Here is a 25,437-nt window from a genome sequence, read left to right as displayed (position 1 = left end):
AGATGAAACATGTAGGTCCCTAACTTCATGCTACACACATGAAGATCCCTACATTTTGTGGTCAGGAAATACACAGCGGTGTATTCCTGATCAACGCCCTCATGTCGGTGTAAATCCGATGTGATTTCTATAATATCAACTGTCTGTGAAGATAGTTGATATTTTTTTTGTAATGCAATGACTGATGGATAATTTTTAGTAGCTTTGTGAAAAATATGATTGATATGGAAGATTTGCAAAGATTATATCCTATCGGGATTCAGACATTCTCGAAGATACGGGAGGGGAATTACCTCTATATTGATAAAACAGCATATGTTTATCGGATGACTCATTCGGCTTCCAGTTATATGTTCTTGAGCCGTCCACGACGTTTTGGGAAATCATTACTTACTTCTACGCTGCATAGCTATTTTTCCGGACGCAAGAACCTGTTTCACGGATTGGCTATGGAGAAACTGGAGAAGGAGTGGACGGAATATCCGGTACTTCACTTCGATATGAGTATGGCGAAACATGTGGATAAAGGAGGATTGGAACGTCTTCTTGATTTTATGCTTGCTGAATATGAACGTACGTTTGCTATTAACACAGTAGAGGGGGATGCCAATCTACGCTTAGTCAATCTTATTAAGCGTGCTTATGAGCAAACAGGTAAGAAGGTGGTAGTGCTTGTTGACGAATATGACGCTCCTCTGCTTGATGTAGTACATGAACGGGAAAATCTGGATGTATTGCGTAACATCATGCGTAACTTCTACAGTCCGTTAAAAGCTTGTGATCCTTATTTGCGTTATGTATTTCTGACTGGTATTACTAAATTCTCACAACTAAGTATTTTTAGTGAGTTGAATAATATAAAGAATATTAGTATGGATGAGCCATACGCTGTTATCTGTGGAATTAGTGAAGATGAGATACGTTTGCAAATGAAGGATGATTTGGAAGGATTGGCAAAGAAATTGGGGATAACACCTGAAGAGGCTTTGATGAAATTGAAAGAAAATTATGATGGTTATCATTTCACTTCTCCTTCGCCCGATATATATAATCCTTTCAGTTTGCTAAATGCTTTTGCAGATGGAAAATTTGGATCTTATTGGTTTGGTAGCGGTACGCCTACGTATCTGATAAATATGTTGAAGAAGTTTGGCGTGGAACCTTCCGAAATTGGAAATAATAGGGTTTCGGTCGAGGATTTTGATGCACCAACAGAAAGGATGACAAGTATTATCCCGCTGCTATATCAAAGTGGCTATATCACTATTAAGAATTATGATGAGGAATTAGACTTGTATACATTGAATATTCCTAATAAGGAAGTGAGAATAGGCCTGATGAAAAGTCTTCTTCCACATTATGTCGGTAGTAAAGCTCCGGAAACCACGACAATGGTGGCGTATCTTTCCCGTGATATCCGTAATGGGGATATGGATACTGCATTACGCCGTTTGCAAACGTTCCTGTCCACTATACCGCAATGCGATAATACGAAATATGAAGGACACTATCAGCAGGTCTTTTATATCATATTCAGTTTGTTGGGGTATTATGTGGATGTGGAAGTTCGTACTCCTCGTGGACGGGTAGATATAGTGCTTCGTACGAAGACTACATTGTATGTGATGGAACTGAAACTGGATAAAAGTGCGGGTGAAGCGATGGAGCAAATTGATTTGAAGAATTATCCGGAACGCTTTGCTTTATGTGGATTGCCTGTCGTAAAGGTGGCTGTCAGTTTTGATAGCGAACGGTGTACGATTGGGGGCTGGGAGATTATAAATGCTTAAGTATGTGAAAAATATGATTGATATGGAAGATTTGCAAAGACTATATCCTATCGGGATACAGACATTCTCGAAGATACGGGAGGGGAATTACCTCTATATTGATAAAACGGAATATGTTTACCGGATGACTCATTCGGCTTCCAGCTATATGTTTTTGAGCCGTCCACGACGTTTTGGTAAGTCATTACTTACTTCCACGCTGCATAGCTATTTTTCCGGACGTAAGGAGCTGTTTCATGGATTGGCTATGGAGAAACTGGAGAAGGAGTGGACGGAATATCCGGTACTTCACTTCGATATGAGTACTGCCAAACATGCGGATAGTGAACAGTTGCTCCAAGAATTGAATCTGAAACTATATGGTTATGAGCAGATTTATGGACGGCTGGAGGAGGAGGTTAATCCCAATCAGCGTTTGATGGGATTGATAAAACGTGCTTATGAGCAAACCGGCAAGAAAGTGGTCGTGCTTATTGATGAATATGATGCTCCTCTACTGGATGTAGTGCACGAATGGGAAAACCTGGATGTATTGCGTAATATCATGCGTAACTTCTACAGTCCGTTAAAAGCTTGTGATCCTTATTTGCGATATGTATTTCTGACTGGTATTACCAAATTCTCCCAACTAAGTATTTTTAGTGAGTTGAATAATATAAAGAATATTAGTATGGATGAGCCATACGCTGCTATCTGTGGAATTAGTGAAGATGAGATACGTTTGCAAATGAAGGATGATTTGGGAGAATTGGCAAAGAAATTGGAGATAACACCTGAAGAGGCTTTGATGAAATTGAAAGAAAATTATGATGGTTATCATTTCACATCTCCTTCGCCCGATATATATAATCCTTTCAGTTTGCTAAATGCTTTTGCTGATGGAAAATTTGGATCTTATTGGTTTGGTAGCGGTACTCCTACATATCTGATTAAGATGTTGAATAAATTCGGAGTGAAACCTTCCGAAATTGGATGTAAACAACTAAAGTCCTCAGCTTTCGATGCTCCTACTGAAACGATGACTGATGCAGTGCCTTTATTGTACCAAAGTGGGTATATCACTATTAAGGATTATAATAAGATGCTAGACCTTTATACGCTGGATATTCCCAATAAAGAAGTAAGGCTGGGACTTATGGAGAGCCTTCTTCCTTATTATGTAAATAACAAGACACCTGAAGCAACTACCATGGTGGCTTATCTTTTTTATGATATTCAGAATGGTGATATGGATGCTGCTTTACACCGTTTGCAGGAATTTCTGTCTACGATTCCCTACTGCGACAATACAAGGTTCGAAGGACACTATCAGCAGGTCTTTTATATCATATTCAGTTTGTTGGGGTATTATGTGGATGTGGAAGTTCGTACTCCTCGTGGACGGGTAGATATAGTACTTCGTACGAAGACTACATTGTATGTGATGGAACTGAAATTGGATAAAAGTGCGGGTGAAGCGATGGAGCAAATTGATTTGAAGAATTATCCGGAACGCTTTGCTTTATGTGGATTGCCTGTTGTAAAGGTGGCTGTCAGTTTTGATAGCGAACGGTGTACGATTGGGGACTGGAAGATTATAGGATGCTGATTATGTTGTTGATTTATAGTTTATTATATACTTAGGTGAATGAAAATAGCTCCGTAAGGGGCTTTTTTCTTTTCTATCCGGAATAAAAGCTTCACCTTTGCATTGTTGATCAACAAAACGTGAATAAATAAACTTGAATTTAAATCTTTAAAAAAACGTAGTATGAGTGTAATTTACAAAGTCATTACGCGGCCAACAGATCCGCGTGTTCCCAATTCTCCTAAGAGATATTATCCGCATCTGATCACTTTAGGTCAGTCTGTCAATCTGAAATATATTGCACAGAAAATGCAGGATCGTTCTTCGCTGTCTGTCGGTGATATTAAGAGCGTAATCCAGAATTTTGTGGAAAAAATGAAGGAACAATTGCTGGAAGGTAAATCAATAAATATCGAAGGTTTGGGTGTGTTTATGTTGACTGCCCGTTCCAAGGGTGCGGAGTTGGCGAAGGATGTTAATGCTAAGAGTGTGGATAGCGTTCGCATCTTTTTCCAAGCCAATAAAGAGTTGCGTGTCACCAAAACTGCTACCCGTGCAGATGAGAAATTAGACCTGATCAGTCTGGATGAATATCTGAAGAAAATTAGTGTTACTGTATCTCCCACAAATCCTGAAAAACCGGGTGAAGGCGAAGATGGTGGAGATGATGGTGATGATGGTGGAGAGGCACCGGATCCCGCAGCTTAATGCCTTGACAATTAATAGTTGACGGTTAGAGTGTGCATTTAGTGTTTAATTTAAAAAAAGAAATGTCTATGAAAAAAACGTGGAGTATTATTTTGAAAGTGATTATTGCTGTTGCCGGTGCGATTGCCGGAGTGGTTGGTGTGCAGGCAGCAACGTTGTAATTGATTATCTTATAAATAGGTATATTTATGAATGAATAACAGGCGGGAGAAATCCCGCCTGTTTGTGTTTAGATATAATAAGAGAGCTACACTTCTTCGCATACTCTCATTTCCATTCCTTTATATACTACAACAATCTTATGCAACTGTGTGGTGCCAATAGCATTTTTTACTGTATCTGTATCAGCATAACGGTTGGTTTGAGCGATACCTTCTAATCGTAATTCATCCACACGATTTTCGGGGTCTTTGTATTTAGCATATTTCAACTCGATTATGTAGCTGTGTTTCATATCCGGATAAATATCTAATAATGGAGATAAGAAGATGTCAGCATATCCTTCTTGTGTATCTGCTTCCGAAATAGGGCGGTAGAACCGGTTTTGTGCAGTCATGGCTAGCGTGAAACCATGCACGAAAAATTCTCCCTTTTGCTTGTCGCGTTGGGAGGCGTAGCGTTTCAGGCAATCAGCTATGTAGTCAAAATAAGCTTTCCAGGTACCTCGATAAGCGAGCGAACTGGATAATTCATTTTTCTCATAATTACTGAAGCTTAAGTTGGCTTCATTGTAAGTGTTCAACAAATAGGTGTAAAGTTGTTCGCGAACTACCTGATTGGGAATGGTGAGTTTGCACTTTCCTTCATGTGTGCCACTAATAGTAAGCATGCCAAAATAATAGAGTAGGCTTATGAAATTGTCCGGATCAATAATACTGGCGGCTGGGAATCCTTTTTTCACTTCTCCAGTGATGTATCCTTGGCTTACTAAAGTCTGTATGATGGAAGCATCGTGCGCAAACTCCTTGTCTTTGCGGATGAGCATACGCAATTTTTCGTAGTCAATACGGATGTTGTCTTCTACCATATCTTTCGGTATTTCACCATATCGAATGTAGTTTTTGACGAAATAAAGTACCATGTTGGAATTGTACATAGTGGTTCGACCATAACATTCTTGTGCAAAGCAGTAATTATCATACCACGGTTTCATAATTTCTATCAATTCATCGATGGTATGGTTGAAGTGTCCTGTGTTAGAATAATAAGTTAACATTTCGCGAACCTCACTTTCTGTGAATCCCATCAGTTCGTTGAATTCTGATGAAAGCGAGTAATTGGTGCCGATATTGAAGCCGCTGGTCAAGTCATCCATTGTCACGGGACTGACACCTGTGATGAAGCAACGTTTAATACTGGAGTCTGTGCCGGATTTTATTTTATTGAAAAAAGCACGTAAATAACCTTCTTTGTGTGTCTCATCAGTGTAACGGTTTAAGCTGTCGACATCAGAGAGTATTGTATTGGTGAAATGGTCGTATTCATCAATGAAGAGATAAATCTTTTGATTGACACGGGCGCACTCCGTAAACAGATATTCGAATTGGCTGACGGCTCCGTCTTTTTCGTCCATTTTTTCTTTGATTCCTTCAGGTAAGTAGTCAGCATAAACGTCGCAGAAATAGTCAAATACGATTCTGCAATGTTCGTCCAGACCTTTGCGGTAGCTGTGTAAATCTCCACTTATTCCCGAGAAATTTAATTTTATTACCAGATAGCTATTGCGATCCTTTGTGGGATGCTTTCCAATATAAAGATCGCCAAACAAAGCGTCAAACTTTTCTTTGGCACGTACATCATAATAATGTTGAAGCATATTCAAAGTCAGACTTTTTCCGAATCGGCGCGGGCGGATAAAAAAGAAAAAACGATCTGATTGCTCTATCAAGGGGATGTAAGAGGTTTTATCCACGTAATAATAATTATCCAAACGGATGTCCTCGAAGTTCATCATACCATAAGGTAACAACTTCCTGTCTGATGATACATATTTCATAATTAATGTCTTTTATATGAATGCACTTTGAATAAGTGTATACAAAGATACTTTCTTTCCGCTATTTTCCCAAACAAACGTTCTTTCTTTTTGTTTCGTGCTATTTGTTAGGAGTATCGCTCTATATTTTAACAAAATAGAAAATCTAATCAAACTCGTTGGCTGAATAGCGGATTTTATCTACCTTTGCACCTTAATTAAATGCGTTATTTTAAGCGAGAAAAAACATGATTCGAAAAATAATAAAAGCTCTTTGGATATTTTTGGCAGTCGTTGTGTTGGCTATTGTTGTCATCTTTGTCTCTATCTCAAAGGGTTGGATTGGCTATATGCCTCCTGTAGAGGAACTTGAGAATCCGAGCTATAAATTTGCAACGGAGATTTTTTCTGAAGATGAGAAAGTGCTTGGTACATGGTCTTACAGCAAGGAAAACCGGGTGTACACGGCTTACAAGGATTTGTCACCCAGCATTATCAATGCTCTTATTGCAACGGAAGATGTTCGTTTTGTCGAGCATTCCGGGATTGATGCCAAAGCGTTGTTCCGTGCGTTTGTGAAACGTGGTTTGATGTTTCAGAAAAATGCAGGTGGGGGTAGTACCTTGTCGCAACAGCTAGCTAAACAGTTGTTTACGGAAAATGTGGCGAGAAATACACTTCAGCGTCTTTTCCAAAAACCGATTGAATGGGTGATTGCAGTGAAACTTGAACGTTACTACACCAAAGAGGAAATATTGAGTATGTATCTCAATAAATTTGATTTTCTGAATAATGCTGTTGGTATCAAAACTGCTGCATATACCTATTTTGGCTGTGAACCGAAGGACTTGAAGGTTGAAGAAGCAGCTACGTTGGTGGGTATGTGTAAGAATCCGTCACTCTACAATCCGGTTCGTTTCAACGAACGTTCCCGTGGCCGTCGTAATGTGGTGCTCGAGCAGATGCGTAAAGCCGGATATATCACAGATGCAGAATGTGATTCTTTGCAGGCTCTTCCGTTGAAACTGACATATAACCGTGTTGACCACAAAGAGGGACTGGCTACTTATTTCCGCGAATATCTCCGTGGCGTCATGACAGCACCGAAACCGGTAAGAAGTGATTATCGTGGTTGGCAAATGCAGAAATTCTATGAGGATTCTATCGCTTGGGAAACTAACCCGTTATATGGCTGGTGTGCGAAAAACAAGAAGAAAGACGGTACAAATTATAACATCTATACAGATGGATTGAAGATTTATACAACTATCAATTCACGTATGCAGCAGTATGCCGAAGATGCTGTAAAAGAGCATTTGGGTGATTATCTGCAACCTGTATTCTTCAAGGAAAAAGAGGGAAGTAAGAATGCCCCGTATGCAAGAGCACTGCCGGAAAAACGAGTGGAAGAGTTGTTGACGAAAGCAATGAAACAAACGGAACGTTATCGCCTCATGAAAGAGGCGGGAGCTTCGGAACAACAGATTCGTAAGGCGTTCGATACACCGGAAGAAATGACTGTCTTTTCCTGGAAGGGTGATAAAGATACGATTATGACACCGATGGATTCAATCCGCTACTATAAATCTTTCTTGCGGACAGGATTTATGTCAATGGATCCGGCAAACGGACACGTGAAGGCTTATGTGGGTGGACCGAATTATGTATACTTCCAGTATGATATGGCGATGGTGGGACGTCGTCAGGTAGGTTCTACTATTAAACCGTATTTATATACATTGGCAATGGAGAACGGATTTTCTCCTTGCGACCAGGCACGCCACGTAGAGCAAACTTTGATTGATGAGAATGGGACTCCCTGGACACCACGTAATGCAAATGATAAGCGTTATGGAGAAATGGTGACTCTGAAATGGGGATTGGCAAACTCCGATAACTGGATTTCTGCATACCTGATGGGTAAGCTGAATCCGTATGATTTGGTACGCTTGATCCATAGTTTCGGTGTACGCAATAAAGCAATTGATCCGGTGGTTTCACTTTGTCTGGGACCTTGTGAAATTTCTGTCGGTGAAATGGTCAGCGCATACACGGCTTTTGCCAATAAGGGAATCCGGGTGGCTCCATTGTTCGTTACTCGCATTGAGGATAGTGATGGCAATGTCATTTCTACTTTTGCACCGCAAATGGAAGAAGTGATAAGCGCGTCGAGCACTTACAAGATGCTGGTTATGCTGCGTGCCGTTATCAATGAGGGAACGGGTGGACGTGTTCGTCGATATGGAATTACCGCCGATATGGGTGGAAAAACAGGAACGACCAATGATAACTCCGATGCCTGGTTTATGGGATTTACTCCTTCACTGGTATCCGGTTGTTGGGTAGGAGGGGACGAACGTGATATTCACTTCGGTAGAATGACCTATGGACAGGGGGCTGCTGCAGCTTTGCCTATCTGGGCGATGTATATGAAGAAAGTATATGATGACCCGACTTTAGGATATGACCAGCAGGAGAGATTCAAACTTCCTGAAGGATTTGACCCGTGTGCCGGTTCGGAAACTCCTGATGGCGAAGTGGAAGAAAGAGGACTGGACGATCTGTTCAATTAAAGAAGTGCACAAGTATATTGTTTGCATAGGGAGTAATTACAATAGGAGAGAGAACCTGACTTTTGCCAGACAGAAGTTGACTGAATCGTTCTCTTCTATTTGTTTTGCTCCCGAACTGGAAACTAAACCTTTGTTTTTTAAGAATCCGGCTCTGTTTTCCAACCAAGTGGCTCTGTTCTATTCCGATAAGGATGAAGAGACGGTGAGGAAAATGCTGAAAAATATAGAACAGAGGTCCGGGCGTCGTCCGGAGGATAAGAAAGAGGAAAAAGTATGTCTGGATATTGACATGCTTTTATATGATAACAAAATATTAAAACCGGAAGATTGGCAAAGGGGATATATACAACAGTCATTATCAGCTTTCCATTCTTCATTATTTATTAAGTAGATGAAATTTCTTGGAATTATACCTGCCCGCTATGCATCCACTCGTTTTCCTGCGAAACCGTTGGCTATGTTAGGCGGAAAAACAGTCATACAACGTGTATACGAACAGGTGGCAGGCGTTTTAGATGACGCTTATGTAGCTACGGATGATGAACGCATTGAAGCTGCCGTTAAGGCGTTCGGGGGAAAGGTTGTGATGACTTCCGTTCACCATAAAAGTGGTACGGATCGTTGTTATGAAGCCTGTACCAAGATTGGAGGTGATTTTGACGTCGTAGTGAATATACAAGGAGATGAGCCTTTTATTCAGCCTTCACAACTGGATGCGGTAAAGGCTTGCTTCGAGGATGTAACCACGCAGATTGCTACATTGGTGAAGCCTTTTACTGCCGATGAACCGTTTGCCGTACTGGAAAACGTGAATTCACCGAAAGTGGTAGTCAACAAGAACTGGAATGCACTTTATTTCAGCCGTTCTATCATTCCTTATCAGCGTAATGCCGAGAAACAGGACTGGTTGAAGGGACATACCTACTACAAGCACATCGGATTGTATGCTTATCGTACAGAGGTGCTGAAAGAGATTACCATGCTTCCACAGTCTTCTTTGGAGTTGGCCGAATCTTTGGAGCAGCTTCGCTGGCTGGAGAACGGATACAAAATAAAGGTAGGTATCAGTGAAGTGGAAACTATTGGAATTGATACGCCGCAAGACTTGGAACGGGCAGAAGAATTTTTGAAGAATAGAAGTTAATCTTATGGATCGTACGATACAACCTGAAATACAAACCCTGAAAAATTTTCGTATACTTCCTCCTGTTCGAATGACGTTGCCAAACGGCATTCCGTTGACTGTTATTAATGCGGGTGAACAGGAAGTGGTACGCATAGATGTGCTTTTTGCCGGGGGACGCTGGCAGCAGTCGCAGAAACTGCAAGCTCTGTTTACGAACCGGATGCTGCGCGAAGGCACGAAAAAGTATACGGCTGCTACCATTGCCGAAAAACTGGATTATTACGGCTCATGGCTCGAATTGTCCAGTTCGTCGGAATATGCATATATCACTGTTTATTCGTTGAATAAGTATTTGGCGAAAACATTGGAGGTGGTGGAATCCATGATTAAAGAACCGCTTTTCCCGGAGAAGGAATTGCATACTATTCTCGATACCAATATCCAACAATATCTGGTTAATACTTCCAAAGTTGATTTTCTGGCACACCGCAGCCTGTTGCAGTCACTTTACGGTGAACAGCATCCATGTGGTAAAATTGTGGTGGAGGAAGATTATCATGCCATCACTCCGGAAGTGCTCCGTGAATTTTATGAACGGTATTATCATTCGGGTAATTGCTCTATATTCTTGTCCGGCAAGGTGACGGAGGATATTATCAGTCGGGTGACAGATACATTCGGCACTTCTTTCGGTCAACATCAGCAGCAGGTGTCGAGATTAAGTTTTCCTTTTACTGCTGTTCCCGAAAAGAGGATTTTTACAGAGCGTGAAGATGCTATGCAGAGTGCTGTGAAGATGGGATATACGACCATTACCCGTAATCATCCTGATTATTTGAAACTTCGGGTATTGATGACTTTATTTGGAGGTTATTTCGGCAGTCGGCTGATGTCTAATATCCGTGAAGAGAAGGGATATACTTATGGTATTTCGGCAGGAATCATGTTTTATCCGGATAGCGGACTGTTGGCTATCTCGACAGAAACGGATAATGAATATGTGGAACCGTTGATACAGGAAGTGTATCATGAAATAGACCGCCTGCATCAGGAACCTGTATCAGCCGAAGAACTGACTATTGTGCGCAACTATATGTTGGGAGAAATGTGCCGTAGTTATGAGTCGCCTTTCTCACTTTCGGATGCGTGGATCTTCATTGCTACTTCCGGGCTGGATGATGACTACTTTTCACGTTCTCTGCTGGCTGTGAATGAGGTTACTTCGATGGAAATACAAGATTTGGCACAGCGCTATTTGTGCAAAGAGACATTAAAAGAGGTCATTGCAGGTAAAAAGTTGTCATAATTTGCTTTCCGAAAGTGGGCTGTTTGGGATAGAAATTGTATCTTTGTCCAAATTGTAATTCTAAAATGAGTAACGACTAAAACCAATGAGGAAATATCTATATACTACACTTTTGCTGGCTCTTCTTGCACAAGAGGGAGTGATGGCACAAGAAAATGAAGGAAAAAAAGGCGGATTTTTCGGAAAAATTAAAGATACATTCTCCACTGAAATAAAGATTGGCAACTATACTTTTAAGGATGGCAGTGTCTATACGGGGGAAATGAAAGGACGAAAACCGAATGGAAAAGGAAAAACTGTCTTTAAAAACGGTGATGTCTTTGAAGGAGAATATGTGAAGGGAAAACGTGAGGGATATGGAATTTATATGTTTCCCGACGGAGAAAAGTACGAAGGACAGTGGTTTCAGGACCAGCAGCATGGAAAGGGTATTTATTATTTTATGAATAATAACCGTTACGACGGTATGTGGTATCAGGATTATCAGCATGGTGAAGGAACAATGTATTATCATAACGGTGATTTGTATGTAGGTAAATGGGTGAATGATAAGCGTGAAGGCGAAGGTACATACACTTGGGCGAATGGTGCCCAATATACCGGTCACTGGAAAAATGATAAGAAGAATGGCAAAGGTATCATGAACTGGGACGACGGCTGTAAGTATGAAGGAGACTGGAAAGATGATGTCCGTCACGGAAAAGGGGTGTTTGAATATACCAATGGAGATAAATACGACGGTGACTGGGCAGATGATATCCAACATGGGAAAGGTACTTACTACTTTCATACGGGCGATCGTTATGAAGGTTCTTATCTCTTAGGTGAACGTACCGGTGAGGGAGTTTATTATCACGCTAACGGTGACAAATATGTTGGTAATTTCAAAAATGGCATGCAAGACGGAAAAGGTACTTTTACCTGGGCGAATGGTGCTGTATATGAAGGAAGCTGGAAAAATAACAAACGTGATGGTAAGGGAGTCTATAAATGGAGCAATGGCGATGTTTATGATGGTGAGTGGAAAGATAACCGTCCCAATGGACAGGGTACTCTGAAAACCGTTGCTGGTATGCAATATAAAGGTGGCTTTGTTGATGGATTGGAAGACGGACAAGGCGTACAAATCGACAAAGATGGTAATCGCTTCGAAGGCTTTTTCAAACAAGGAAAGAAGAATGGTCCCTTTGTAGAAACAGATAAAGATGGGAAAGTGATTAAAAAAGGAACCTATAAATTTGGAAGACTTCAATAGATGATAGGTGATAAATGATAGTGGGCTGCGCATTGCGTAGCCTCTTTTTTATGGTACAAAGAAAAATGGATAATAACCCAAAGCGGTCATTATCCATTTTATAATTTCCTGTTGAAAGTAACTTCAACTATCAACTATCATTTATCACCTATCATCTATTAAATGATGTATTGTGAACTGATAGATTCGTTATTCATCACTCGTTTGATTGTTTCTGCAAACATATCGGCAATGCTTAACTGTTTCACTTTCGGGCATTTCTTTGCGTAAGGGATGCTGTCGGTAAATACCATTTCAGTCAGGGCAGACTCTTGTACACGGAAAGAAGCCGGATCAGACATTACGCAGTGGCTGGCGATAGCACGTACAGATTTGGCACCGGCTTCCAGCATGATGTTGGCTGCTTTGGTGATTGTTCCTGCCGTGTCTACAATATCGTCGATCAATACAACGTTTTTACCTTCTACATCACCGATGATTTGCATAGATGCTACTTCATTGGCTTTTTCACGTGATTTGTTGCAAAGTACCAATGGTACACCGAGGTATTTGGAGAAAGTGCTGGCACGTTTTGAACCTCCTACGTCCGGTGTAGCAATAACCAGGTTTTCCAGTTGCAATGACTGGATGTAGGGGAGGAATACTGCTGATGCATACAGGTGATCTACCGGAATATTGAAGAATCCCTGAATCTGGTCTGCATGCAAGTCCATCGTAATCAGGCGGTCGATACCTGCAACAGATAGCAGGTCGGCTACCAACTTAGCGCCGATAGATACACGCGGTTTGTCTTTTCTATCCTGACGTGCCCATCCGAAATAGGGGATTACAGCCACAACGCTCTTTGCAGATGCACGTTTAGCAGCATCGATCATCAGGAGAAGTTCCATTAAGTTGTCTGAGTTAGGGAAAGTGGATTGAACCAGGAATACGTGTGCGCCACGAATTGACTCTTCATATGAAACAGCAAATTCGCCATCGGCAAAATGGGTAATGTTCATATTTCCCAGAGGACAATCCAGGCTTGCGCAGATTTTTTCTGCAAGATATCTCGAGTTTGTTCCCGAGAATACCATAAAGGGTGCTTTTTCGCTCATTTTGTAATAGATGTTACCTATTTGTTAATTTGCCTGCAAAGGTAGGAATTTCTCTTATTATTTAGAAGGACTTATTGTATAAAAAATATTTTTCTCTCCAACTTATCGGAAATATTTGTAGATTTGCTTTCTGAAAACAGTTAATAGTCAAAAATGAGTTCACGCTTTCCTTTATATATAATAGGTATAGTGTTGTTTGCCTCTTTTTTTTCGTGCACTGATATGGTGCCGACCAAAGAGGTGCGCCTGATTGATTCATTAAACGGGAAAGCGTATGCTTATCGTTATCGAAGCCTGGATTCTTCTTATAAATACGCCAATGAAGCCTATCGGCAGGTGAATTTCTACAAGTCGGGGAAAGCGGAAGCATCCAACAACCTGGGATTCTGTGCTTTTATGGCTATGGACTTTGACCGGGCGGAAGCGTTGCATAAGGAAGTATATAAACTGACTAAAAATGAACTCGAACTGTTGATTGCCGACATCGGACTGATGAAAATCTGTCAGCGGACGGCTATGAACAAAGAATTTTATGATTATCGTAACAGTGCGCTCAAGCGCATGAAACGTATTCGTGAAGAGAGTGACCTGTTTGCTGATCGTCACGAAGCACTCCGGCTGGATTATGCGTTCACCGAATTTTTCATCGTTTCTTCTATTTATTACTACTATCTGCAGCAACGGCAGGAGGCCATCACATCTCTCAACCGGATTCCCGAAGATGAAGCTTTGACAGATACTAATCAGTTGCTTTATTATCATTATATAAAAGGTTCGGCCTCATTGGTAGAAGCAACCAAGCCGGAAGACCGGAAAATGCGTGAGTTCGACCAACTTTATATTACGTGGCGGACAGCTGTTCAGACCAATCATCCTTATTTCGAAGGAAATGGTCTGCAAGGATTGGCTAATCTGATGGTTTCACCCAATAATTTCGAACTTTTCCGGACGAGAAGGGGATATGCGCTGGATCAGTTTGGTTTTCCGGTAGATTCGCTTTTGCCTTTGCGGATGGCACAGCGTGCGCTTGAAAAGTTCCGTGAGTATAATGATTTGTATCAGATTGCCGGTGCGTATGTGTCTATCGGTAAATATATGAATGAGCACGGACGTTATTCGGAGGCATTGGATACGCTTGCAAAAGCGTTGGATTGTGTGAATCAACATCACATGCTCTATTATCATCATGCGGCGGATACATTGGATAAACTATATGTTTTTGTAGAAGGAGATACGACTTATACCGGGGTTCCATGGATTATGCAGGAAGATGTGAGAACGGTACCTGAATGGATTTCAAGGATTCGGGAGCAATTGAGTGTGTCGTATGCGGGGCTCGGGATGAAGTATGCTTCTGACTACAACCGGAATATATATCTGGATATTTTGAATTATACCCGTCAGGATAAGGAGTTGGAGAGCCGTTATCTTTCATTGGAAGCCGATTCACGACAAATGACGCTTGTACTTTCTTTGGTTATTGTCGGACTTGTATTGGTGGTTATTCTTTGGTGGTTTTTCAATAAACGGTCTAAAATAAGGAATCAGGTAGACGTGGAGCGTCTGCAACGGATTCTGACTCTTTGCCGGGACATAACTTCGTCTATTCCGATGAATGTCCCATTAATTCAGCAAGGTATCGATCAATTGTTCGGGAAAGGACGTCTTCAACTGGAAATTTCGGAGGAGGGAAAAGCGGCACTGGTTCCTCTGCATCGGTTGAACCGTGATGAAAAAGCGTTAGTGCATGTGCTTGAACCGTATATTGTTTGGGCTGCGGATAATGAGCAGATGGTGGAAGCGTTGAGTGACGAGCGGATGCAGTTGGAAAAGCAGCGGTATGTTTACGAACAACATATTGCGGGAAATAAACGCCAGAATCTTATAAAGAAGGCTTGTCTGGCCATTGTCAATGGTATTAATCCTTATATCGACCGTATCTTGAATGAGGTGCATAAGTTGACGGAGAGGGGATATATTGATCATGCGAAGATTAAGAAAGAGAAGTATCAATACATTGATGAGCTGGTAACTACGATTAATGAGTACAACGATATTCTGGCTCTTTGGATTAAGATGAAGCAGGGAACGCTTAGCTTGAATATTGAAACTTTCAGTCTTAATGAACTGTTTGAGTTGCTAGGCAAGGGAAGACGTGCTTTTGAAATGAAAAATCAGAAGTTGGAAATTGAACCGACTACGGCTATGGTTAAGGCTGACCGGGCACTGACTTTGTTTATGATTAATACGCTGGCTGAAAATGCCCGTAAATATACTCCGGAAGGAGGAACCATTAAAGTGTATGCTCGTACTACGGAGGATGCCTATGTCGAGATCTCTGTGGAGGATAACGGAAGAGGTATTTCCGAAGAGGATGTGGCGTATATCATTGGTGAGAAGGTGTATGATTCCCGTGTGATCGGAATGAAGAATGCAGCCGATCCGGAAGTGTTGAAAGAGAACAAAGGTAGTGGTTTCGGATTGATGAATTGTAAGGGAATCATTGAGAAGTATAAGAAAACGAATGATTTATTCCGGGGATGCGTCTTTGATGTGGAGAGCGAACTGGGGAAAGGAAGTCGTTTTTATTTTCGTTTGCCTTCGGGAGTGCGTAAAGCGATGGGGGGATTGCTGCTTTGCTTGTTATTTCCGTTAGGGATGGTTTCTTGTCTGCATGATCCGATTCCTCCCATGTTGCAGGATGGCGATTCGATTGTAGTAGTTACGGATTCTGCGTATGAGGATTTGCTGGATGTAGCATCGGATTATGCGAATGCCGCCTATTTTGCTAATGTGGATGAAAATTATGAGTTGGCTTTGCAATATATAGATTCTGCGATGCTTTTTCTGAATGAGCATTATGAAAAATATGCGCGTCCGGATCGTCCACATCGGTATATGAAGCTGGTAGGTGAGGGAACGCCTGCTGAAATCAGTTGGTGGAACGAACTGTTTGATTCGGATTATCATGTAATTTTGGATATCAGGAATGAGGCGTCAGTAGCTTTTCTGGCTTTGAAACAGTTGGATGCATATAGTTATAATAATTCGGCATTTACGGATTTGTATAAGTTGCAGGGAGAGGATCAAACCCTCGAAGCATATTGCCGGCAGTTGGAGCGTTCGAATACCAATAAGACGGTAGGAATTATTTTATGCTTTGTTTTATTGATTATTTCGTTGGTCGGATATTATTTCCTGTACATGAGAAAACGTTTGCAGAATCGTTTGAATCTCGAACAAGTACTTGAGATTAATCAGAAGGTGTTTGCCGCATCTTTGGTGAGACCGCAGGAACAGGAAAACGCAGAGGCGCTTCAACGGGAAGAGAGTACGCTTAAAGAAATTCCACAGCGGATTGTGGATGAAGCATTCAGTTCGGTAAATGAACTACTGACGATTGACCGGATGGGGATTGCTGTTTATAATGAAACGACGCACCGGCTGGAATATGCTTCTCGTCCCGGACAGGAAATGCCGGAGATGGTAGAGCTGTGTTTTAGTTCCGGGAAATATCTTTCCGAACAGCATCTTCAGGCAATTCCGCTGATGGTGGAAGCAGGAGGCGAGCATCAATGTGTCGGTGTGCTTTATCTGGAGCGCAGGGAGGGAACGGAACAGGAGACGGATCGACTGCTTTTTGAACTGGTAGCTCGTTATGTGGCTATTGTCGTGTTTAACGCAGTGGTGAAGCTGGCTACAAAATACCGGGATATCGAGTCGGCACACGAAGAAACACGCCGGGCTTCTTGGGAGGACAGCATGTTGCATGTACAGAATATGGTGCTTGACAACTGTTTGTCGACTATTAAACATGAGACGATTTATTATCCGAATAAGATCAAACAGATTGTAGGACGGTTGAATGCGCAGAATCTTTCGGAAACGGAAGAGCGTGAAGCGGTGGAGACTATGACGGAATTGATTGAATACTATAAGGGAATCTTTACGATTTTGAGTTCGTGTGCTTCCCGTCAATTGGAGGAGGTCACTTTCCGGCGTACGGTGATTCCGGTACAGGAGCTTTTGGATGCTGCCGGAAAATATTTCAAGAAGTTGATGAAGAATCGGCCGGAGAAGATAGAATTGGAAATAGAGTCTATGGAGGCGAAGGTGATAGGAGACGTGAATCAGTTGCGTTTTCTATTGGAGAATTTGATTGATGAAGCATTGACTGTGCGTGAAGATGGAGTGATACGTCTGCAAGCACGCAAGGATAATGAATATATTCGTTTCCTCTTTACGGATACGAGACGCGAGAAGAGTGTGGAAGAGTTGAATCAACTATTTTATCCGAATCTGGCACGTATGACTTCCGGTGAAAAAGGGGAGTTGAGGGGGACGGAATATCTGGTATGCAAGCAGATTATCCGCGACCACGACGAATTTGCGGGACGTAGGGGATGCCGTATCAATGCCGAGCCGGCTGAAGGCGGCGGGTTTACGGTTTATTTCACTATTCCGCGCCGATAGAAGGAAAACACATAAAAGTTATTAGATAAGGAACATGGAAGAACAGAAGTTTAAAGTTATTATTGTAGAGGATGTAAAACTGGAGTTGAAAGGGACAGAAGAAATATTCCGTCATGAAATACCGAATGCGGAAGTGATCGGCACGGCAATGACGGAAAGTGAGTTTTGGCCGTTGATGGAGGCCCAGCTTCCCGATCTGGTATTGTTGGACTTAGGACTGGGAGGTTCTACGACCATTGGTGTTGATATTTGCAAGAATATATTCAAACGTTACAAAGGAGTTCGGGTACTGATCTTCACGGGTGAGATTCTGAACGAAAAATTGTGGGTGGACGTATTGAATGCCGGTGCCGATGGAATCATCCTCAAAACGGGTGAGCTACTGACGAAAACAGATGTACAGGCTGTGATGGACGGAAAGAAATTGGTATTTAACTATCCGATTTTGGAAAAGATTGTAGATCGTTTCAAGAAATCTGTAGCCAACGATGCCAAGCGTCAGGAGGCTGTCATCAGTTATGATATTGATGAATATGACGAACGTTTTCTCCGTCATCTGGCATTAGGTTATACGAAAGAGATGATTGCCAATCTGAAAGGAATGCCTTTTGGTGTGAAATCATTGGAGAAGCGGCAGAATGATCTGATCGGACGTCTTTTTCCGAATGGTGAACGGGTGGGAGTGAATGCTACCCGGTTGGCAGTACGTGCATTGGAATTGCGCATTATTGATCTGGATAATCTGGAGCCTGACGAAGAGTAAATTAAGTATTAGGTATAAAGTATTATATGAAGAATAAATGGCGCATGCCCCATCCCGCTACGATGTTCCTTCTGCTGACAATGGCAGTGGTCTTTCTTTCATGGATATGCGATATCTATGGATTGAAAGTGACATTGCCGCAGACAGGTGAGGATATCCGTGTACAAAGCCTGTTGAGTCCGGAAGGAATCCGTTGGTGGTTGCGGAACGCTATTAAGAACTTTACGGGCTTTGCTCCGTTGGGCATGGTGATTATTGCTATGTTCGGATTGGGAGTGGCACAACATTCCGGTTTTATTGATGCATGTATCCGCATGGGGGTGGGAAACCGGCAGGAAAAGAGGAAAATCATTTTGTGGGTGATTGTGCTTGGTTTGTTGTCGAATGCCATTGGTGATGGTGGATATATCATTTTATTGCCTATTGCTGCTATGCTGTTTCAATGGGTGGGGCTTCATCCGGTTGCAGGGATTGTTACGGCTTATGTTTCCGTTGCGTGCGGGTATAGTGCTAATATTGTATTGAGTACGATGGACCCGTTGTTGGCGCATACCACGCAAGAGGCTGCATTGGCACAAACGGGTTATCAGGGAAATACGGAACCTCTTTGCAATTACTTTTTTATGAGTGCTTCAACAGTAGCCATTACGGCTATTGTGTATTGGATCACTCAAAAATGGCTTCTTCCTACGTTAGGTAAATATGAAGGCAGTATGAAAGTGGTGGCTTACCATCCTCTGTCTCGTAAAGAGCGGCGTGCTATTATGATTTCCATTGTTGTGGCAGCTATCTATGTGGCTCTTATCTTGTGGCTTACTTTTTCTTCTTATGGAATTTTGCGGGGTGTGAACGGTGGCTTGATGCATTCGCCTTTTATTGCCGGTATTTTGTTTTTGCTTTCTTTGGGAGCAGGTATTACGGGAATGGCTTATGGATTCAGTTCCGGGCGGTATCGCACTGACAATGATGTGATTGAAGGACTTACGCAGCCGATGAAGCTTCTTGGAGTGTATTTCGTTATCGCTTTCTTCGCTGCGCAGATGTTTGCCTGTTTTGAATATTCTCATCTGGATAAATGTCTGGCTATCATGGGTGCTGATCTGCTTTCTTCGTTTGAACCGGCTCCTTTGTCTGCTCTTGTCCTGTTTATTCTGTTTACGGCATTGATAAACCTGATTATGGTATCTGCTACTTCCAAATGGGCTTTTATGTCTTTTATCTTTATCCCGATGTTTGCACAGATGGGAATTGCTCCGGATATAGCACAATGTGCTTTCCGTATCGGAGATAGCTCGACGAATGCCATTACTCCTTTCTTATTCTATATGCCTCTGGTGCTTACCTATATGCGGCAGTATGATAAGCAGATTACGTATGGTTCATTGCTGAAATATACCTGGAGATATTCATTAGGCATTTTGGTTGTCTGGACATTGTTGTTTATCGTTTGGTATTTGTTGAAAATACCGATGGGATTGTAGGGCTAAGGAATGATTGCCGGGCTCCGGTTTATCAGATTGGAATTTTGTTTTTCTGAATTAATCGCTATATTTGCACCGTTCCTTAAAGAAAGACAACGAATGAATCTACCAGAAATCTCTGAAAATCTAATTGAACAGTTAAATCACGGTAATACAAAAGCATTTGATAAAATCTATCATACCTACTATCTTTATTTGTGTGCGATAGCCGTTTATTATGTGCATGATAAAAGGGTGGCAGGGGAGATTGTGAATGATGTCTTTGTTGCTTTTTGGCAGAATCGACATCATATTACTCATCCTGCTCTTCCGTATTTGCGGCGTGCCATTCAAAATGCGAGCATCAGTTATCTGCGCTCTTCTTACTTCAACGAAAAACAGATGACGGAACAGATGGAAGAAATCTGGGCTTTTCTCGAAAATCATATTCTTTCTTCCGATAATCCTTTGCAGGCATTGGAGCATAGCGAAATGAATACCATTATCATGAAGAAGGTGGAGGAATTGCCTGCCAAATGCCGTGCCATATTTAAAGCAAGTTTGTATGAGGGGAAGACATATAGTGAAATTGCCGAGGAGCAGAATATTAATGTGACCACTGTAAGGGTACAGATGAAAATAGCATTGACTAAGCTGCGCGAATCACTAGGTACTCCTTATATGATAGCTATTTTGATGTTTCTCTAAAAAAAATCGCTTTTCTTTTAAACGTTTCTTTTTTTATTGCGTATCTAGTTATATACACCCATAGAAAAAGTACGTTTATGAATGACTCTTATCATATAGAAGAATTGGAAATCCGGATAAGCAACTATCTGTCCGGTAACTGCACCGAAGAAGAGAAAGAAGCTCTGCTCGCTTATCTGGCTTCCAATGAAGATGCTGCTAAAATATTTCGGGAGATGTCCGCAGTATGGGCTGTTTCTTCTGTGCCTGCATTTGCGAAAATAGAGGATGCTAATTTATCACAGATAAAAGAAAAAATAGCGGCTGCAGAGATGAAGCCTGTCCGTTCGCGGAAGATAGTTCCTGTGTGGCTGAAGGTGGCTGCTGCAATTATTTTGTTGTTGGGCTGTAATTACTTCTGGTACACTTATACTGAAAATCTTACGGAAGTATATACGAATGCGGATTCTCCTTATGAAATTAAAGTGCCGGCCGGTTCGCGGACGAATATTGTGCTTCCGGATGGAACAGAGGTTTCATTGAATGCGGGTTCTGTGTTGCGCTATTGTCGCGGGTTCGGTATTCGTGAACGTGATGTTACGCTTGATGGCGAAGGATATTTCAAGGTGGCGAAAAATGAGAAGATTCCTTTCTTTGTAACTACGAATGGTGTGCAGGTAAAGGTGGTGGGGACTGTTTTTAATGTCCGTGCTTATGATGACGATAATTATGTAATGGTATCTCTGTTGGAAGGTCGTGTCAATTTAGCCACTTTGTCCGGTTCGGTGATGAAGCTATTCCCTAGCGAACAGGCTTTTTACGATAAGAATACGGGCCGCATGGAGAAAATGAAATCAAATGCTAGTTCTGCCTGTGACTGGTTGGATGGTGGCCTGACATTTGAGGATGCTCCGTTTGCCGACATCGCACACCGTCTGGAGCGCAAATTCCAGGTGAAGATCAGTTTAGAGAGTGAACGTCTGAAAGCGGAACGCTTTTCCGGATGTTTCAATAGTAATCAAAGTATCAATGATATATTGGGAGAAATCAACGTTGAGAAGCAATATACATGGAAAGTTAGTGGAGACACTATCTTTATAACTGACAAGAAAAAGGAGGTAAAATAAGAAAAAGTAAAGTATGATTGAGAACTTAGTCGATAGATATATCGGCGGTTCAGCGTTGTATAGAAAGATATTATGTTAACCTTTAATAGTGAAAAATATGAGATTAATAGTAAAAAGAATATTATTAATGCTTCTGCTTTTGTCTGTAGGAAATGCTTTGACTGGTGGTTTCCAGCTATCGGCACAGGTACAAAGTAAAAGTTTCAGTGTGAAAGTAGATAATATTACTTTAAAAGAAGCCATTGAAGTAATAAAGAAGCAAGGCAATTACTCTTTCCTGATTCGTAATAATGACATTGATTTGAATAGGAAAGTTTCTGTGAATATAAATAACGGTACTATTAATGATGTGATGGGACAATTGCTGGCCGGAACGGACGTCAGGTATGAAGTGAACGGAAACCGGGTGATTATGTTCCATGCAGTGACACCGCAGAAAGAACAGAAAAAAGCGTTTGTCTTAAAAGGACGGATCACTGATCCTACAGGTGAAGGGGTGATTGGGGCAAATGTGAAAGTGGTCGATTCTACGGAAGGTACCATTACGGATATGGATGGCAATTTCTCCTTGATGGTTACTCCGAATGCCCGTTTATCCATATCATATATCGGCTATGCCACACAGGAAGTGGTGGTAAAAGATCAACGTCCTCTCAATGTAACTTTGAAAGAAGATACCCGGTTAATAGACGAAGTAGTAGTTGTTGGTTACGGTGTACAAAAGAAAGCGAACCTGACAGGTGCGGTGAGCAGTGTGAAGATGGATGATGTTTTAGGTGACCGTCCGGTGGTGTCTGTGAGTGACGCTTTGAAAGGGGCAATGCCCGGTTTGCAGATTACAGGTAATTCTGGAAGACCCGGTGAAGAAATGAGTTTCAATATTCGTGGTGTCAACAGTCTGGATAAGAATGGAAAACCGCTGGTACTGGTGGATAACGTGGAGATGGATATTAATATGCTCGATCCGAACGATATCGAATCGGTGACAGTTTTGAAGGATGCGGCATCTTCTGCTATTTATGGAGCACGGGCAGCTTTCGGGGTGATTTTGATTACTACAAAGAAAGGTTCGGATGCAACTAAACTCTCTATTAATTATTCAAATAACTTTTCCTTCAGCAGGCCCGCTAATATGCCTCACAAGGCTACTCCGCTCCAAACGGTACAGGCTTATAAGGACATGGGGACAATCAATTATCAAAGTGGTCAGAACGTAGATACTTGGTTGGGACTTTTGAAGGAATATAATGCTAATCCGTCTGCATATCCGGATGGTTATGCAATGGTGGACGGGCTGCGTTATAGCTTGGCAGAAACTGATCTTTTCGATGATATGATGGAGACTGGTTTCCAGCAAACTCATAATATCTCGGTAGGTGGCGGTACGAAAGATATTTCTTATCGTTTCTCCTTCGGTATGGTGAATGAAAATGGGGTACTGGCTTCGGATAAAGATACGTACAAGCGTTACAATGTGTCTTCTTATCTCCGTTCAGATGTGTTTTCATGGATTACTCCGGAATTGGATATTAAATATACGAATTCCAACTCTTCATTGCCGGAAACTTCCGGAGGATATGGTATATGGGGAGCAGCAGTCGCATTCCCTTCTTATTTCCCTACCGGAACAATGAATATCGACGGTGAAGAATTACCGATCAATACTCCTCGTAATTTGATTGACCTGGCATATCCGACCACTATTCAAAAGAATAATCTTCGTATTTTCGGAAAGGTAACGATCAGTCCTTTGAAGAATGTGAAGTTGATTGGTGAGTACACATTCAATCATCTAAGTAACGAGAAAACGAAATTTGAGAAGAAGTTCTATTATGCACATGGAGGCAATTTTGTGAAAGAGGTTTCCACTGCCAATTCCAAGTATGAATACTCCAATGGTATTACGGATTATAATGCATTGAACTTCTATGCTAACTATAACAACTCATGGGGCAAACATGATGTAACGGTGATGGGAGGTTTCAATCAGGAAAGTAGCGACTACCGCTATGCGGAGATGTCGCGTATGAATATGATTAATGAAGATCTGCCGTCTATCTCGCAGTCGACAGGTGATTATTTTGCTAAAGACAAATTTGAACGTTATACGGTAAGAGGGTTGTTCTATCGCATCAACTATTCGTTTGCCGGCAAGTATTTGCTTGAAACGAACGGACGTTATGACGGTTCTTCCAAATTCCCGAAGAATAGCCGTTTCGGTTTCTTTCCTTCTGTTTCCGCCGGATGGCGTATCAGCGAGGAAGCATTTATGAAACCTTTGAATTCAGTTCTTTCTAACTTGAAATTGCGTGGTTCTTGGGGTAATATCGGAAATCAGAGTATCACTCCTTATGCATATATTCCCGGTATGGATGCTGAACAGGCTTATTGGACTGTTTCCGGTATTAAAGTTACTACTTTGAAACCTGCTGCATTGGTCAGCAATAGCTTTACTTGGGAGAAAGTTACGACAATTGATGTCGGATTCGATCTTGGGCTATTGGATAACAGACTAAATATGGTGTTCGACTGGTATAGAAGAGATACTAAGGGTATGCTTGCTCCGGGTTCTGAACTTCCGGGTGTATTAGGTGCAAGTGCTCCTTTACAAAATACGGCTGACCTTCGTTCTAAAGGATGGGAAGTTTCGGTTGACTGGAATGACCAAATCGGAAAAGTGAAATATAGCTTAGGTTTCAATCTTTACGATTCGAAAACAAAGATTACTAAATACAATAACGAAACAGGATTATTTGGTAAGGACAAGAATGATAATGAAACATATCGTGTAGGAATGGAGCTGGGTGAGATCTGGGGATATGTAACCGATCGTTTGTATACAGTAGATGATTTCGATGCGGAAGGTAAATTGAAACCGGGTATTGCCAAAGTGGAAGGGTATAATCCGAATCCGGGAGATATATTATACAAAGATTTGGATGGTAATAATATTATCAACAGTGGTACCAGTACAACGAAAGATCCGGGAGACCGTAAAATCATCGGTAATAATACCCGGCGTTATCAGTATGGTATTCATGGTAGTGCAAGTTGGAACGGTTTTTCTCTGTCATTCTTGCTGCAAGGAGTTGGTAAACGGGATTTATGGGTGATGAACGATCTGTTTTATCCACATTATGATGCTTGGACTACCGTTTACGATTCACAGTTGAATTACTGGACTCCGGAAAATACGAATAGTTATTTTCCCCGTATTTATGAGAAAGCGGCCGGAAATACAGATGCCAATACACGTGTACAGACTCGTTATTTACAGGATGGATCGTATTTAAGTATTCGTAATATAACACTTTCTTATAATTTCCCGTCCAAGTGGATGAGTAAGATTGGAGTTAATAATCTGGCTGTGTTCTTCAGTGGTGAGAATCTTTATACGTTCGACCACTTGCCGAAGGGACTTGATCCGGAACGTTCTGTCACGGATGATTTAGGACAACGTGGTTTTACCTATCCGTATATGAGACAGTATTCGTTCGGTATAAACCTTTCATTCTGATTGTTTCACAACT

General features: G+C 41.6%; 17 protein-coding genes. 15 read left to right on the top strand and 2 right to left on the bottom strand.

The annotated features are described in order from the left end of the window. The first annotated feature begins 224 nt into the window (after nucleotides 1-224). The 4 genes from AB3G73_RS05325 (at nucleotide 225) to AB3G73_RS05310 (ending at nucleotide 4,226) form a co-directional block, all read left to right on the top strand. Entirely contained in the window at nucleotides 225-1,790 is a 1,566-nt protein-coding gene (locus AB3G73_RS05325; RefSeq protein WP_367743390.1) for an ATP-binding protein, read from the top strand. A gap of 13 nt (nucleotides 1,791-1,803) precedes the next feature. Further along, nucleotides 1,804-3,378: an ATP-binding protein gene (locus AB3G73_RS05320; RefSeq protein WP_217723487.1), complete on the top strand. Its 1,575-nt coding sequence runs from the start codon at nucleotides 1,804-1,806 to the stop codon at nucleotides 3,376-3,378. Between the two features lie 162 nt (nucleotides 3,379-3,540). After that, nucleotides 3,541-4,065 (top strand): HU family DNA-binding protein, encoded by a 525-nt coding sequence (locus AB3G73_RS05315; protein ID WP_122138472.1) that lies wholly within the window; start codon nucleotides 3,541-3,543, stop codon nucleotides 4,063-4,065. 68 nt (nucleotides 4,066-4,133) lie between these two features. After that, nucleotides 4,134-4,226, top strand: coding sequence for a smalltalk protein (locus AB3G73_RS05310; protein WP_004295819.1), 93 nt, complete (start codon nucleotides 4,134-4,136; stop codon nucleotides 4,224-4,226). Nucleotides 4,227-4,312: 86 nt separating this feature from the next. Here the strand turns inward: AB3G73_RS05310 and AB3G73_RS05305 are convergent, their stop codons facing one another. Further along, nucleotides 4,313-6,061: an AAA family ATPase gene (locus tag AB3G73_RS05305; RefSeq protein ID WP_195650665.1), complete on the bottom strand. Its 1,749-nt coding sequence runs from the start codon at nucleotides 6,059-6,061 to the stop codon at nucleotides 4,313-4,315. 227 nt (nucleotides 6,062-6,288) lie between these two features. Between AB3G73_RS05305 and AB3G73_RS05300 the strand changes: the two genes are divergently transcribed. The 5 genes from AB3G73_RS05300 to AB3G73_RS05280 all read left to right on the top strand — a co-directional run bounded on the left by AB3G73_RS05300 (nucleotide 6,289) and on the right by AB3G73_RS05280 (nucleotide 12,300). Beyond that, nucleotides 6,289-8,613 carry a transglycosylase domain-containing protein gene (locus tag AB3G73_RS05300; RefSeq protein WP_367743376.1) on the top strand — a complete coding sequence of 775 codons (2,325 nt, stop codon included), beginning with the start codon at nucleotides 6,289-6,291 and terminating at the stop codon, nucleotides 8,611-8,613. Between the two features lie 4 nt (nucleotides 8,614-8,617). After that, the gene (locus AB3G73_RS05295; RefSeq protein ID WP_320979015.1) at nucleotides 8,618-9,004 is read left to right on the top strand and encodes a 2-amino-4-hydroxy-6-hydroxymethyldihydropteridine diphosphokinase; all 387 of its coding nucleotides are present in this window, start codon (nucleotides 8,618-8,620) and stop codon (nucleotides 9,002-9,004) included. Beyond that, nucleotides 9,005-9,757, top strand: coding sequence for a 3-deoxy-manno-octulosonate cytidylyltransferase (gene kdsB / locus AB3G73_RS05290; RefSeq protein WP_148367397.1), 753 nt, complete (start codon nucleotides 9,005-9,007; stop codon nucleotides 9,755-9,757). 4 nt (nucleotides 9,758-9,761) lie between these two features. Beyond that, entirely contained in the window at nucleotides 9,762-11,045 is a 1,284-nt protein-coding gene (locus AB3G73_RS05285) for a pitrilysin family protein (RefSeq protein WP_148367395.1), read from the top strand. A gap of 85 nt (nucleotides 11,046-11,130) precedes the next feature. After that, entirely contained in the window at nucleotides 11,131-12,300 is a 1,170-nt protein-coding gene (locus AB3G73_RS05280) for a phosphatidylinositol-4-phosphate 5-kinase (protein ID WP_148367393.1), read from the top strand. Between the two features lie 158 nt (nucleotides 12,301-12,458). Here the strand turns inward: AB3G73_RS05280 and AB3G73_RS05275 are convergent, their stop codons facing one another. Continuing rightward, nucleotides 12,459-13,397, bottom strand: a complete 939-nt coding sequence (locus AB3G73_RS05275; RefSeq protein WP_167511898.1) for a ribose-phosphate pyrophosphokinase — start codon at nucleotides 13,395-13,397, stop codon at nucleotides 12,459-12,461. A 153-nt stretch (nucleotides 13,398-13,550) separates the two neighbouring features. Between AB3G73_RS05275 and AB3G73_RS05270 the strand changes: the two genes are divergently transcribed. The 6 genes from AB3G73_RS05270 (at nucleotide 13,551) to AB3G73_RS05245 (ending at nucleotide 25,424) form a co-directional block, all read left to right on the top strand. Beyond that, nucleotides 13,551-17,870 (top strand): DUF5113 domain-containing protein, encoded by a 4,320-nt coding sequence (locus tag AB3G73_RS05270; protein ID WP_367743368.1) that lies wholly within the window; start codon nucleotides 13,551-13,553, stop codon nucleotides 17,868-17,870. A 34-nt stretch (nucleotides 17,871-17,904) separates the two neighbouring features. Next, complete coding sequence (locus tag AB3G73_RS05265) at nucleotides 17,905-18,633, top strand: DUF5932 domain-containing protein (RefSeq protein ID WP_004295828.1); 729 nt, start codon at nucleotides 17,905-17,907, stop codon at nucleotides 18,631-18,633. Between the two features lie 26 nt (nucleotides 18,634-18,659). Further along, on the top strand, nucleotides 18,660-20,114 hold the full coding sequence (locus tag AB3G73_RS05260) for an AbgT family transporter (RefSeq protein WP_217723460.1): 1,455 nt from the start codon (nucleotides 18,660-18,662) through the stop codon (nucleotides 20,112-20,114). Nucleotides 20,115-20,213: 99 nt separating this feature from the next. After that, nucleotides 20,214-20,801, top strand: a complete 588-nt coding sequence (locus AB3G73_RS05255; protein WP_004308903.1) for an RNA polymerase sigma-70 factor — start codon at nucleotides 20,214-20,216, stop codon at nucleotides 20,799-20,801. A 77-nt stretch (nucleotides 20,802-20,878) separates the two neighbouring features. Next, on the top strand, nucleotides 20,879-21,907 hold the full coding sequence (locus AB3G73_RS05250) for a FecR domain-containing protein (RefSeq protein WP_148367385.1): 1,029 nt from the start codon (nucleotides 20,879-20,881) through the stop codon (nucleotides 21,905-21,907). Nucleotides 21,908-22,034: 127 nt separating this feature from the next. Further along, a complete protein-coding gene (locus tag AB3G73_RS05245; protein ID WP_167511905.1) occupies nucleotides 22,035-25,424 on the top strand; it encodes a TonB-dependent receptor in 3,390 nt (1,129 codons plus the stop codon). Nucleotides 25,425-25,437 lie beyond the last annotated feature (13 nt).

The sequence above is a fragment of the Bacteroides sp. L008 genome, assembly GCF_040812255.1.
Lineage (GTDB): Bacteria > Bacteroidota > Bacteroidia > Bacteroidales > Bacteroidaceae > Bacteroides > Bacteroides vicugnae.
The sequence above is the reverse complement of the archived record's forward strand: the minus strand, read 5'-3'. Positions and strand labels throughout refer to the sequence as shown.